At 34.8% G+C, this 12,908-nt stretch carries 14 protein-coding genes; 4 read left to right on the top strand and 10 right to left on the bottom strand.

The window, feature by feature from the left end; translation table 11 throughout:
* Nucleotides 1–49: 49 nt before the first annotated feature.
* Nucleotides 50–340, bottom strand: a complete 291-nt coding sequence (locus CXF67_RS07340; RefSeq protein WP_102088166.1) for a cell division protein ZapA — start codon at nucleotides 338–340, stop codon at nucleotides 50–52.
* A gap of 1 nt (nucleotide 341) precedes the next feature.
* Nucleotides 342–632 (bottom strand): hypothetical protein, encoded by a 291-nt coding sequence (locus CXF67_RS07335; RefSeq protein WP_102088165.1) that lies wholly within the window; start codon nucleotides 630–632, stop codon nucleotides 342–344.
* A 134-nt stretch (nucleotides 633–766) separates the two neighbouring features.
* Here CXF67_RS07335 and CXF67_RS07330 point away from each other — a divergent pair, with 134 nt between their 5' ends.
* Genes CXF67_RS07330 through CXF67_RS07315 form a run of 4 tightly spaced genes read left to right on the top strand, consistent with a single transcriptional unit; the run spans nucleotide 767 to nucleotide 6,012 of the window.
* The gene (locus CXF67_RS07330; protein ID WP_102088164.1) at nucleotides 767–2,005 is read left to right on the top strand and encodes a M48 family metallopeptidase; all 1,239 of its coding nucleotides are present in this window, start codon (nucleotides 767–769) and stop codon (nucleotides 2,003–2,005) included.
* A 26-nt stretch (nucleotides 2,006–2,031) separates the two neighbouring features.
* Nucleotides 2,032–4,257 carry a RelA/SpoT family protein gene (locus tag CXF67_RS07325; RefSeq protein ID WP_102088163.1) on the top strand — a complete coding sequence of 742 codons (2,226 nt, stop codon included), beginning with the start codon at nucleotides 2,032–2,034 and terminating at the stop codon, nucleotides 4,255–4,257.
* Between the two features lie 18 nt (nucleotides 4,258–4,275).
* A complete protein-coding gene (locus CXF67_RS07320) occupies nucleotides 4,276–4,737 on the top strand; it encodes a Fur family transcriptional regulator (protein WP_102088162.1) in 462 nt (153 codons plus the stop codon).
* A 3-nt stretch (nucleotides 4,738–4,740) separates the two neighbouring features.
* Nucleotides 4,741–6,012 carry an adenylosuccinate synthase gene (locus tag CXF67_RS07315; RefSeq protein ID WP_102088161.1) on the top strand — a complete coding sequence of 424 codons (1,272 nt, stop codon included), beginning with the start codon at nucleotides 4,741–4,743 and terminating at the stop codon, nucleotides 6,010–6,012.
* On the opposite strand, the gene CXF67_RS07310 is transcribed toward CXF67_RS07315, so the two are convergent.
* Genes CXF67_RS07310 through CXF67_RS07275 form a run of 8 tightly spaced genes read right to left on the bottom strand, consistent with a single transcriptional unit; the run spans nucleotide 6,009 to nucleotide 12,858 of the window.
* Entirely contained in the window at nucleotides 6,009–7,616 is a 1,608-nt protein-coding gene (locus tag CXF67_RS07310; protein ID WP_102088160.1) for an ArnT family glycosyltransferase, read from the bottom strand. The genes CXF67_RS07315 and CXF67_RS07310 overlap by 4 nt on opposite strands.
* Nucleotides 7,609–8,238, bottom strand: coding sequence for a lipid-A-disaccharide synthase N-terminal domain-containing protein (locus CXF67_RS07305; protein ID WP_180957920.1), 630 nt, complete (start codon nucleotides 8,236–8,238; stop codon nucleotides 7,609–7,611). Before CXF67_RS07305 ends, CXF67_RS07310 begins: the two co-directional genes overlap by 8 nt.
* Nucleotides 8,232–8,954, bottom strand: a complete 723-nt coding sequence (locus CXF67_RS07300; protein WP_102088158.1) for a glycosyltransferase family 2 protein — start codon at nucleotides 8,952–8,954, stop codon at nucleotides 8,232–8,234. The genes CXF67_RS07305 and CXF67_RS07300 overlap by 7 nt, the downstream gene beginning before the upstream one ends.
* The gene (locus CXF67_RS07295; protein ID WP_102088157.1) at nucleotides 8,941–9,897 is read right to left on the bottom strand and encodes an NAD-dependent epimerase/dehydratase family protein; all 957 of its coding nucleotides are present in this window, start codon (nucleotides 9,895–9,897) and stop codon (nucleotides 8,941–8,943) included. The genes CXF67_RS07300 and CXF67_RS07295 overlap by 14 nt, the downstream gene beginning before the upstream one ends.
* Before the next feature lie 44 nt (nucleotides 9,898–9,941).
* Complete coding sequence (locus CXF67_RS07290; protein WP_102088156.1) at nucleotides 9,942–11,243, bottom strand: DUF3570 domain-containing protein; 1,302 nt, start codon at nucleotides 11,241–11,243, stop codon at nucleotides 9,942–9,944.
* Nucleotides 11,244–11,250: 7 nt separating this feature from the next.
* Nucleotides 11,251–11,463, bottom strand: coding sequence for a DUF4266 domain-containing protein (locus CXF67_RS07285; RefSeq protein ID WP_102088155.1), 213 nt, complete (start codon nucleotides 11,461–11,463; stop codon nucleotides 11,251–11,253).
* The gene (locus tag CXF67_RS07280; protein WP_102088154.1) at nucleotides 11,460–12,440 is read right to left on the bottom strand and encodes an FAD:protein FMN transferase; all 981 of its coding nucleotides are present in this window, start codon (nucleotides 12,438–12,440) and stop codon (nucleotides 11,460–11,462) included. Before CXF67_RS07280 ends, CXF67_RS07285 begins: the two co-directional genes overlap by 4 nt.
* On the bottom strand, nucleotides 12,430–12,858 hold the full coding sequence (locus CXF67_RS07275) for a thioredoxin family protein (protein ID WP_102088153.1): 429 nt from the start codon (nucleotides 12,856–12,858) through the stop codon (nucleotides 12,430–12,432). The genes CXF67_RS07280 and CXF67_RS07275 overlap by 11 nt, the downstream gene beginning before the upstream one ends.
* Nucleotides 12,859–12,908: the final 50 nt, after the last annotated feature.

Raw genomic sequence — 12,908 nt, 5'->3', positions numbered from 1 at the left:
TATCAAAAAGGTACGACTAATACAGGCAATGTCGATTTAGTAATGAACGTTAGTTTAACTGATCTTTTATCATCTCACTCAGTTCTACAAGCTTTGTTTCAGCTTCTTGTAATTCTGAAGTAGAGGACAATTGATTTTGTTCAATTTCAGCAGCAAATTGTAAAGCACTCATCGCCAAGACATCTTGTTTGTCTCTTACTGCATAATCTTGTTCAAATTTCTTAATAACTACATTTATTCGTTTGGCCGCTTTTCTTAATCCTTCTTCCTGTTCAGGTCTTATATTGAGTGGATAAACTCTATCAGCAATCGATAATTTTATTTTTAGTTTATCTCCCATTTTATTCAGCCAATTGAATAATGCAACTATCTATTTCTTTAATTAAACTATTTATTTTTAGTTTTGTTTCTCTTTTGTACTCGGTACTGCCTAGCAGTGCATTAGCTGTTCTAAGTGTTTTATTTTCTTTTTGAAGTATCTCTATTTTTGAATTTAATTCAGAAATAGAGATGCTTTCAGAATCAAATTGGGTAGCTAAAGCCTTATATTTAACTTTTAAACCCTGATGTTCAAAGATTAATTTTTTTAAATTATCTTCTAAAAATCTGATGCTTTCTACCAATTTACTCATCTACAATCTTCGCATTGCTATAAAGCAAATTTAGCATCAATTAATGAATAAGGCAACCCTCTTGGCTAAAAATTCAAAATCAATTTCCAGACTAGATTCAATTCACATGAATTAAATTTGCTTAAAATTATAAAATGACCTCAGAATTTATTTTTTATCTCATTGTTGGTGTTCTGGTTTTTAATTTCATTCTGGAAACATCCCTAGATTGCTTAAACGCCTCTAGATTTGATGCTCAGCTTTCTGAAGGCTTAAGAAATTTATACGACAAAGAGGATTACTTAAAGTCACAAGCCTATAAAAAAGAGAAATTTAAGTTCGGAACCCTACAGTCTATTTTATCTATTACTTTAATTCTGGTTTTTCTAAGCTTTGAAGGTTTTGGATTTGTTAATGAAATCGCTCACCGTCTTTTTGATAATCCCACTTTAGTTTCGCTTTCTTTTTTATTCATCCTCTTTTTAGGTGGTGAACTTATAAGTGCTCCATTCGACTACTACTTCACCTTTAGAATCGAAGAGCGCTATGGATTCAATACTTCTACTCAGCGCCTATTTTGGTTGGATAAGCTAAAGTCCCTCTTTATTGCGTTAGCTTTAGGAGGAATTATCTTAGGTCTAATCTTAATAATTTATTCTGCCGTAGGTTCCGATTTCTGGTGGTACGCTTGGATTTTAATTGCGTTATTTTCTTTTTTTATGAATATGTTCTATGCTAAACTTATAGTTCCCTTATTTAATAAACAAACTCCGCTTGAAGAAGGAGAGCTAAGGTCGCAAATCCAAGATTATGCTTCTTCTATGAATTTTAATTTGAAAAATATCTTTGTAATCGACGGTTCTAAGAGAAGTCAGAAAGCCAATGCTTACTTTTCAGGATTTGGAAATGAAAAACGAATCACACTATTTGATACTTTAATTAAGGACCTTGACATCAAAGAAATTGTGGCTGTTCTAGCTCATGAAGTTGGACATTATAAAAAGCATCACATCATTTTAAATCTTTTTGTGTCTTTAATTTCTACAGGATTCATGCTTTGGATATTTTCTTTTTTTATAGAAGAGCCTGTTTTATCTCAAGCTCTAGGTATTGAGTTGCCGAGCTTTCATGTAGGTTTAGTCGTTTTTAGTTTTTTATATGCTCCTATTTCCCTAGTGACTGGCTTATTGACAAATTACCTGTCCCGAGTTTTTGAATTTCAGGCAGATGATTTTGCCGGCTCTACCTATTCAGGAGACCACTTAAGTTCTGCTTTAAGAAAGTTGTCTAAGAAAAGTCTCAGCAATTTAACCCCTCATCCAGCTTATGTGTTTTTTCATTTTTCACATCCTTCTTTGAAAGAAAGATTGAGAAATTTAAAAAATAAATCGTAATTTTATTTTAATAAGAGCCAAAAATTATGGAGATCACCGATGCTTATTTAGCGCAAGAAAGCAAAGAAATTGCCAAAGAATATAAAGAGCTTTTACGTATTAGCTACAGGACTTTAAGTTCTGAAGATAAAAGACTAATCCGAAAAGCTTTTGAAACAGCAGTTGAGGCCCACAAAGATCAGCGTCGAAAATCGGGGGAGGCTTATATATTTCACCCTATAGCTGTTGCCAAAATTGTAGCCCATGAAATAGGGCTAGATGCGACCTCTATAGCCTCTGCTTTGCTTCATGATGTAGTGGAAGACACAAAGTACTCTCTTACAGATATCGAGCAAATGTTTGGGGAGGTTGTGGCTAGAATCGTTGATGGATTGACTAAGATTTCCAGTCTTAAAAAAGATGGCGACATCTCTATGCAAGCAGAAAACTTTAGGAAAATGTTGCTGACTTTGAATGATGATATTCGTGTCATCATTATAAAAATTGCAGATCGACTTCATAATATGCAAACCATGGATGCTATGCGTCCAGATAAGCAGGTTAAAATTGCCAGTGAAACCTTATTTATTTATGCGCCTCTGGCTCACAGAATTGGGCTGTATAATATCAAAACTCAACTTGAAGATTTAAGTTTAAAATATACTGAGCCTGAAGTTTATCATGATATAAATGATAAAATCAAGGAAAGTAAAGAACAACAAGATCAATATATACATGACTTTTCCAAGATTGTTTTAGCTGCTTTAGAAAAGGAAGATTTAGAAGTAGAGGTAAAAGGAAGGCCAAAGTCTATTTACTCTATTCGAAAAAAGATAGTAAACCAGAATATTTCTTTCGAAGAAATTTACGATAAGTTTGCCATCAGAATTATTTATAATTCTGATCCAGAAAATGAAAAATTTATAGCTTGGAAGATATATTCTATAGTTACAGACTATTTTAGGCCTAATCCAACTCGACTACGGGATTGGATTTCTTCTCCAAAGACCACGGGTTATGAAGCTCTCCACATCACCATTATGGGGCCGAAAGGAAAATGGATAGAGGTGCAAATTAGGAGTGAGCGTATGAATGAAATCGCAGAAAAAGGGTATGCTGCTCATTATAAGTATAAACATAAAAGTGAAGCACAAGATCAAGATGAGCAAGGCTTAGACTTATGGCTTAATAGATTACAAGAGGCATTAGAGAATAATGAAATGAATGCTGTCGATTTTGTGGAGCAGTTTAAACTCAACCTATACTCCAAAGAAATATTTGTGTTCACCCCTCAAGGTGATCTTAAATCCTTACCCAAAGGGTCTACAGTTCTCGATTTTGCCTTTGCCATCCATACCGACATCGGCTACACAACCCGTGGAGCCAAAGTTAATGGAAAGATTGTGGCCTTAAGTCGTGTCTTAAAAAGTGGTGATCAGGTAGAAATAATTACATCTTCAACTGCTAAGCCTACCAAAAACTGGTTGGATTACGCCACTACCGCCAGAGCGAGAACCAAGATCAAGTCTGCCTTACGAGAAAAACGCAAGCTAGTTGCTGAAGAAGGGAAAGAAATTTTAAGACGAAAACTGAAGTCTCAGCGTATAAGTCTCAACGAAAGAACCATTAACGAAATGGTTGTTTTCTTTAAATTAAAAACAAGTCTAGACTTGTTCTATAGAGTAGGCATTGGGGCTATAGATAACAAACAAATTAAGGATTTTGCATCTTCCAGAAGTAACGCTTTGTTATCGTTTTTCAAAAATAAAATACGACGTTCACCACAAAAAGATAGTTCAATAGACCAAAATGATATATCGAGTAATTACGATCAACTTGTCTTTGGAGATGATGAGCAAAAGCTAGACTATAAACTATCAGCTTGTTGTAATCCAATACCAGGAGATGAAGTTTTTGGCTTTACAACCATTAAAGAGGGGATTAAAGTTCATAAGAAGAACTGTCCAAATGCTATTCAACTTCAGAGTAATTATGCTTACAGAATACTTAAGGCCAAATGGATAGACTCCAGTCAAGAAGAATTTAGTGCCACACTTAAACTCACTGGAATAGACGATCTTGGTCTAGTAAGTATGATTACAAATGAGATTTCAAAAAATCTTCACGTCAATATTCTCAGTATTAGTTTTACAAGTAACGATTGCATTTTTGAAGGAAAAATGGTTGTAAAAGTTAAGAATATATCTATATTAAATAAACTTATCGAAAGATTAGAAAAAATCGATGGAATCGATAAGGTTAAGCGTCAATAAAAGTCTATTTTTGTAAATATGATAAATAAAGAGAATTTAAAAAACGATTTAGCGGTTGTAAAAAGCGTTTTTACTAAATTTTTAGAAAATAATGGTCATCGTAAAACTCCAGAACGATTTGCTATCCTTCAGGAAATTTACGAAAGTGACGATCATTTTGATATTGAGTCTTTATATATTAAAATGAAAACTAAAAACTATAGAGTCAGTAGAGCAACTTTATACAATACTATAGATTTACTTTTGGATTGTGGACTTGTGAGAAAGCACCAATTTGGTAAAAATCAAGCGCAATACGAAAAATCTTACTTCGATAAACAGCATGATCATGTGATCTTATCAGATACAGGTGAAGTTATTGAATTTTGCGATCCAAGGATTGAATCTATTAAAAAAACCATTGAAGAGGTGTTTGATATTTCAATAGAACGCCATTCATTATATTTCTATGGAACAAAAAACCAATCAAAGACAGATTAAGATATGGCAGTAGACTTACTACTAGGACTTCAATGGGGAGATGAAGGCAAAGGCAAAATTGTAGATTATCTTACCAAAAATTATAATATTATAGCAAGATTTCAAGGAGGTCCAAATGCTGGGCATACTCTGGAGTTTGACGGTATCAAGCACGTACTCCATACAATTCCTTCTGGAATTTTCCATAAAGAGGCCATAAACGTCGTGGGTAACGGAGTTGTTATCGACCCTGTTATTTTTCAAAAAGAGTTGACTGCTTTATCAAAATTCAATATTGATTTTAAGAAAAACCTTTTAATTTCTAGGAAAGCTCATATCATTCTTCCTACACACAGACTTCTAGATGCAGCTTCTGAAACGTCCAAGGGGAAAGCTAAAATTGGTTCAACTCTTAAAGGAATTGGTCCAACCTACATGGATAAAACAGGTCGTAATGGTATACGAATTGGAGATTTGGAATTGGACTCTTGGAAAGACAAGTACAGACAGTTAGCCAATAAGCATCAAGATCTTATTGAATTTTACAATGTAGATGTACAATACGATTTAAAGGAACTAGAGCATGAATTTTTTGAAGCTGTAGAGGCTATCAAATTACTTACTTTCATAGATTCTGAAGACTATTTACACAATGCACAAACCAATAATCAAACTATTTTGGCTGAAGGTGCTCAGGGGTCCTTACTAGATATTGATTTTGGAACTTACCCATTCGTCACATCATCCAACACAACTGCTGCTGGAGCTTGCACAGGTTTGGGTATTGCACCTAATAAAATCAAGGACGTATATGGAATATTTAAAGCTTATACTACTCGAGTAGGAAGTGGTCCTTTCCCTACTGAACTCTTTGATGCAGATGGTGCTAGAATGGCTAAAGTTGGAAACGAATTTGGAGCTACAACAGGTAGGCCAAGACGTTGTGGGTGGTTAGATCTTGTAGCCTTGAAATATGCTGTTCAAGTTAATGGTGTGACTGAACTTATTATGATGAAGGCCGATGTTTTAAGTGGTTTTAAAACCTTAAAAATCTGTACCGCTTATAATTACAAAGGAAAAGAAATTTCACACCTGCCTTTCAATATAGAGCCAGAAAATGTGACTCCGATCTATAAGTCATTTAAAGGATGGCAAGCGGATATTTCATCTGGAGATAATTTTGAAAAATTACCACAAACCTTGAAAGATTATGTGGCCTTTATCGAAGAAAGTGTTGGGGTTAAAATAAGCATAGTTTCTGTGGGACCAGACCGAACTGAGACCATTTTGCGCTAATTCTTTTGTTTTAAGGTGTATAAGTAAAATACTTTTCGTCTATCATGTCTTCGGTTATCAGCAGCCTTAAAGTAATTCCTGTCGTAAGCTTTTACCGATTTAATCTCATATTCCGAGGGAATTTGTTGTTTGAATTCTTTTACATACACATTTTCCACAATTACCTGAACCTTATGTTGTGAGGTGAAGTTTTTAGAAAAATCAAGTGGCTTTGAAACTCTATTAGAGCCCCAAATGACTTCAGGCTGAATCGATTTGTAATAGTAAAGAAAACTAGGTTGAAGCTCTGCAGAGGTTAAGGCGTTGTACTTATCGTTTTGTTTTAAAAATTGAATGCCGTAAATTCCTGCACTTGTCACCACCATTATTAAAAGAATATTGGATAGAAACAGTATCTTACATTTCAGAGGGCTGTAGTTAAAAAAGATGACTGCTGAAATAGCAAACATCAAGGCGACTAAAGTATAATACCAAATCCAAAATGAAGTTGTTCTTACTTCTATAATCAAGGGAATGGCAACTATCGAAATTCCAATACAGAAAATTAAAACGTAGTGGAATTTCATAGCAATTCTACTCACGATATCCAGTTTTTTAGTTCTAAACTGGTAGAGTAAAACTTGAGCTAGATTCAAGGCTAAAGGAAACAAAACGGGAACTAAATACCGAGATTTTTTTTCTGGAATAATCGATAATAAAACTACTGCTAGAACAGTCCAAAGCCAACTGAATTTATACAGTTTTTTGTTATCCACTTTAGTTTTAAAATAAGGATAAGCTAAACTAATAAGTGCAGGAACAGTCCATATTCCCGATTGAATGAAAAAACTCCAATAATAATAAAAGGGTCTAACATTATAACTCGACCAGTTGGAGGTCTCTTCATTCGCAATTTGGTTAAGGACTTTAGGGTTTATAAATTCAATATACCAATACCATGTAGATCCCAAGGCAATGCCTAAGAGGAAAGTCGAAATGCTAATTATGATCGCTTTTTTTGAGTAGGAATAAGTGCTAAAGTAAGCAATTATAAAAGGGAGAAAGACCGCATATAAACTAACGGGGCCTTTGGATAATACAGAAATGCCTATGCCTAAAATCGCAAGGCTAATATAAAGTAGGCTTTTAGTTGAAGATTGAATGGCTTTAGTCATGAAGAGTAAGCCGGCAATCATAAAAGCATGAGTGTAAGTATCGGAAGGTGCTTCAAATCGAATGGCAACATAGTAAAAGGAGGTAGCAAGAACTAGCGAAGCGATAAGAGCTACTTTTTTAGTTTGAGCCAAACTTTTAAAGAGGTAGTAGCTAAAAATAACTCCAAAAGTAGCAACGATACTCGTGGGTAATCGATATAAAAAAACGGATTTAATATTGAATTGGCTAAACATGGTAGTAAACCATGCAGGAAAGGGCGGCTTTTCATAACGAGGTATAGCATTCATGGTCGTCAATAACCAATTATTCTCAGTAAGCATTTCTCTGGCAACATTAAAGTTCCTCGCTTCCATAATACTGACTGGAAGCACTCCTAAGTTGAAGAAAAATAAAATCACACATACTAAGATGAGAGTGATGACAGGATATTTATAAATAAGTTTAAGCATGTTTCCGTTTTAAAAGATAAAAGTTTCTAATGTAAATGATAATTCCAAAGCTATGACCTACTATCAAAACAGGGTCGCTTCTTAAAATTCCGTAAACCAAAATAAGTAAAGACCCCAGTAAACTTAAAACCCAAAACCCGCTAGGTAACTTCGATAATTTTAAACGTTCAGAATACAACCATTGATAAACAAACCGAAAGGTAAAAAGCAGCTGACTTATAATACCTAGCCATAAAAGTTGGTTTGAAAAGCCATTGTCTACCAACAGATTATTAATATCAAAAGTAGTATTGTTATAATAGTAAATTACAATAGCTAAAGGAAAAAGCAGTAAGAAAATCCTTGATACTAACGGGAATTTATGCCACTGATTTTGGAGCTGAATATTTCGAACATAAATAAAATAAGTTAGACTTTGACCTAACATAATAGAAAAATCATTTCTTAGATAGCCGTAGACGAACAACAGAAAAGAAGCCAATAAACTTATTTGCCAAAAAAAGCGCGGGGCAACAACCTTTTTTTGTTTTTCTGAACTCAACCATTGATAAAAGGTTCGACTGGAGAAAAGGAACTGCGCTATAAAACCAATAGTATAGATCACGACTGATGAACTTAGCATGATTTGGACTCTATCTCGTAATTGATATATTTTTTCTTCATCCATAGATATGCAAAACAATCCATTAAAGGTCCAACAAGTCGATTGATTAAACCAAAATTTGCTGTTCCAGCTATTCTAGGAAAGTGTCTTATATCTACTTGTTTTATTCTCCCCTTTTGGAGTAAAATCATAGCAGGCAAGAACCTATGTAACCCCCTAAACATTGGAATTCTTTGGGCATAACTTGTTTTAATAATTTTTAATGGACATCCAGTATCATCCATGCCATCTTGAGTAAACAAGCGCCTAATACCATTTGCTATAGTGGAACTCAAATTTTTGACCCAACTGTCTTTTCTATTTTTAGATCGATTTCCTGTAACCAAATCATACTCTTGGGCATGTTCTAAAAGAAGGTCGAAGTCTTCTGGGTGAGTTTGTAAATCCGCATCGATATATCCGGTTAGCTCCGTGGTTACGTGATCGAATCCTGCTTTTATAGCAGCACTTAATCCATAATTTTTATTGAAGTTGAGGTATTGAAAATAGGGGTTTCCTTCACATAATTGTTTCACGATGGCCAAGCTTTCATCTTTAGAACCATCATTTACAAACAGCAGTTTCATTTTATGATTTGACTGCTTAAAATAAGCCTTAAATACATCAGCAAGTCTATGCAAATTTTCAGCTTCATTATAAACGGGGACGATAATGGTTAATTTAAAATTCTCCATGGTCTTCAATGGTCGTTCTAAACCAATCGATCTGGTGTTGAATACCTTCTTCTAGATTGGTTTTAGGATTATAGCCGAATAAATTTCGTGCTTTAGTAATATTCGCAACGGTTTCTTTTTGGTCAGATTCCCGTGCTGGCTTTAATTCAATTGAAATATGTTTTTTTAATAATTTTTCTACGCATAAGATACCTTGCTCTGTAGTTTCCTGTTTGTGATGTCCTAGGTTTATAATTTCCAAATTGGTTAATTTTTGTTTTTTCAAACATAAATAAATGCCATTAACAAGGTCTTCAACATAAGTAAAACTTCGCTTATGTTGCTTACTCCCCTCAAATAAAGGGAATTGAGTATTGTTTAAACTAGCTTTAATGAGCTTGGTGTATAGCTTGTCGGGTCGTTCTCTAGGGCCATATACTGAATACAAGCGTAATGAACAGGCTCTAAATTCTTTTTTTCTGGCTTCAGCAAGAACGAGCTGTTCTGCCGCGAGTTTGGTAACGCCATAGTATGAAGTTGGTTGAGGAACTGCCTTTTCACTTTTAGTCGCATAATCTCCATAAACGGATGAGGTCGAGATATTTATGAATTGAATGAAGGACTTTTGTTTCTTTGTAAATTCAATGAGCTTCTGAGTAGCAACCACGTTGTTAGTAAGATAACTATCAAAACTGCTTGTTGCAGAAATCCCAGGTTGAGCAGCAAAATGAATGATGAATTGATAATCCTTTTCTAGCCTGTCATAAAAAGTATCGTTTCGTAAATCGCCTTCGATAACGGAAATTCCTTTTTTAATAAGATTATCCGCATTTATATTTTTCAGCTTAACAGAATAGTAAGGATTGAAGTTATCTATACCATCAACTTCATAGCCTTTTTTATTAAGATATTCGGCCATATGTGAGCCTATAAAACCTGCAATACCGGTAATTAAAACTTTCATTTAAAACAATTTAAAAATCAATCAAATTTGATCATTTAAGACTACTAGTTTGCTACGAAATTAAAACTGAGTGACGTAATGTTTGCATTAAAATTTTGAATAGTCCGCTCGTAATAATTGTACTCTAAATTTATACTTTTCAAACCAAAACCACCAATGCTTAATTTATTTAATGGATCATAGTACTTAAAGCCTATGCCATATTGATGAGCATCATATTCTGCCAAATCATAATCTGAGGTATAAAATTCTTGGGTTGAGACTATTGAATTGTATTCTCCAAAATCGTTTGCTGCAGTTTGTGTATAGTAGCGGTACATAGGATAAAACGTATAATTCAACCCTAGTTTTATTGGTAATTCTGCTTTAAAGGTATGTGAATCTATTCCCCAATCATCTGTGTAAAAACGATAATACGTTCTTAAAATAAAATTTTGATTCAAGTAAAAACTAGTACGGTTACCCAAGGCTATTTTTGTACGTGTATCTGGCAAACGCTCAATGTCGTTACCTAAAGTAAAGTTCTCCACCATTGTATCTTCAAAATCTCCAAAATAGACACGCTGATGCGGTGTAGAGAGCAAGCCGTTTTGAAGAACTACATCTCCTATAAAAGACGTTTGAATAGATTTTGAAAGAATTTGTGAAAGACTTACTCCAATACTATAAGAGTTTCTACTCTCATCTTGAAATTGTGTATAATTATTTGAGAAATTTGGGTTTCCACTAAAGGAATAATTAGATAAATTGAAACCTTCTCTAAATTCAATAGGATATTGCGGTCTCCATGAATCAAAAAAAGCGTTGACATTAAGTTGTAATTCAGTGTTTTTTTCGTTGAATAGTTTGGTGATACTCCCTCCAAAACCAATCGAGCTGTAGTCGTATTCATTGGCAAAAGAAACATTTCCACTGATGATTGTATTTCGATCGTCTGAAGAATGGGCATAATTGGCGGTTAGACCAAACCACGTATCTTGTTCCGATGCTCCCGACGACGCTACAAATGGATCTGCAGGTTGTGGACCGTCAAAAGGATCAATATTACTAGAAGAAGCTGAAGTATATGCAGAAACGGTTGCATCTACAGTCAAAACATCATCATCGTTTAAAGGAATAGATATGTTGATGGATGGGGCAATATCAGTTAATTCTTCTGTACCTCGACCTCCTGTAACTGCCGCATTTTCGCCATCCTGAGTATAATAACTGGACAACAAGTTAACTTCTACCGACTCTAGTACTCGTTTTTTATACTCGGTGGGTTCTTCTTCTTCTTCTTGTGCCATTATTTGCCCTGAAACAAGTAGTAAGACGATGCTATAAAAAGCTATGTTTTTCTTCATATTTATTTTAATTACAGCCGCAACCGCCGCCTGTTTTGCCTCCATTTGCTCCAGCCGCTGCTTCTCGATAGGATTGAAAGGTGGATTTATACTTATCTAAATTTCGTTCTGATAATCGCATATCAGGATCGTTGATATTGATTTTTTCGTATTCTTTTACGGCTACACAAGACATAAAGAAAAAACTTATGAATGTCAATTTTGTGAGTGTTTTAGTCATGGTGTTGTAATATTTATATGTGTTGACGTGGCTAGGCTTCCCTCATTTTTTACAATTATGGCTTCCACATCTGGAAGTTGATTAATCATATTTAGTCCTACTTCGCTTCCCATTACGAAAACAGAGGTTGCTAGAGCGTCAGCCAATTCTGCTTTTGGAGCAAATACAGTAACACTCAATATACCTTTTGTGGGCATTCCTGTTCGAGGATCAATAATATGAGCATAGCGCTCCCCATCGATGAGTAGGAATTTTTCGTAATTGCCAGAAGTGACAACGGCATTATTTTTTAAGTCGAATAATCCATAGTTCTTAGACTTATCCATAGGGTTGGTAATTGCAACTTTCCAGGGTTTACCATTAGGTTGAAGCCCCCAAGTATTCATATCACCAGAGGCGTTTATAATTCCCCCAGACACTCCTTTTTCCATCAGTAGGCTTTTAGCTTTATCTGCTGCATAGCCTTTGCCAATGGCGCCAAAACCGATTTTCATGCCTTTTTGAGTTAAGAAAACCGTTAAATTCTTTTCATCTAGTTTAATATTCTTGTATCCTATAGCATTTACGGAGGAAGTGATCAACGCTTTATCTGGCACTTGTGTTTCTTCGCCATTGAATACCCATATTTTATCTATAGCTGCAAAACTGATATCAAAAGCACCGTCGGTTATTTTTGAGATAGCAATGGACCGTTTGATAAGTTGAAATAATTCATTATCGACCTGAACCGGCTTAAGACCAGCATTGCGGGTTATTGCAGAGGTTTGGGAGGTAGATTTCCAGGAGGATATCAATTCTTCGATGCGTTGCATCTCTTCAACGGCTAAGTCTATGTAATTTTCTGCTTCTTCTTTCGAATCAGCTACAACGGTAATATCAAAGCTGCTTCCCATTACGCCTAACTCTCTCTTGAAAATATCTTGAGCTTGAGCAGCAAAACTTATGAAACCAACCAAAATCAGTAGATTACTTAGCATATAGTGCAGTTATGTATTTAGTTGGCGATAAATTTTTATACCCTAATTTATTAAGGACTTTACCTCCGCTGTTTAGCAATAATACAAATGGGAAGTACCCACTAGTATTATATTCTGCTGCAAGAGCATTGTTTTTCTCTTGTATAGCCTTGGACTGCTTATTGCTTTTACGCTTTGGAAAGTCGGCGCGTACCAAAATCAATTTTTCACTGGCATGAGCTTTAAATTGTTCACTTCGCCAGATTTGGCGGTCAAGTTTAATACAAGGGGCACACCAGTCTGAACCTGAAAAGACAAGCAAGATGTCTTTATTATCTTTTGTGGCTTGTGTTTTAGCTTCTTCCATATCGTAGGTCCAGTCTTGTGCAAAACTTGTGAGACCTAGGCATAGAAAGATGATTAACGCAGTTAACTTCATAAGTTTTGTTTTTACTTACAAAATAACGTCAAGAAAAAGCATTTACTCTG

It is taken from the genome of Psychroflexus sp. MES1-P1E (genome assembly GCF_002836055.1).
In the GTDB taxonomy this organism is placed as follows: domain Bacteria; phylum Bacteroidota; class Bacteroidia; order Flavobacteriales; family Flavobacteriaceae; genus Psychroflexus.
The sequence above is the reverse complement of the archived record's forward strand: the minus strand, read 5'-3'. Positions and strand labels throughout refer to the sequence as shown.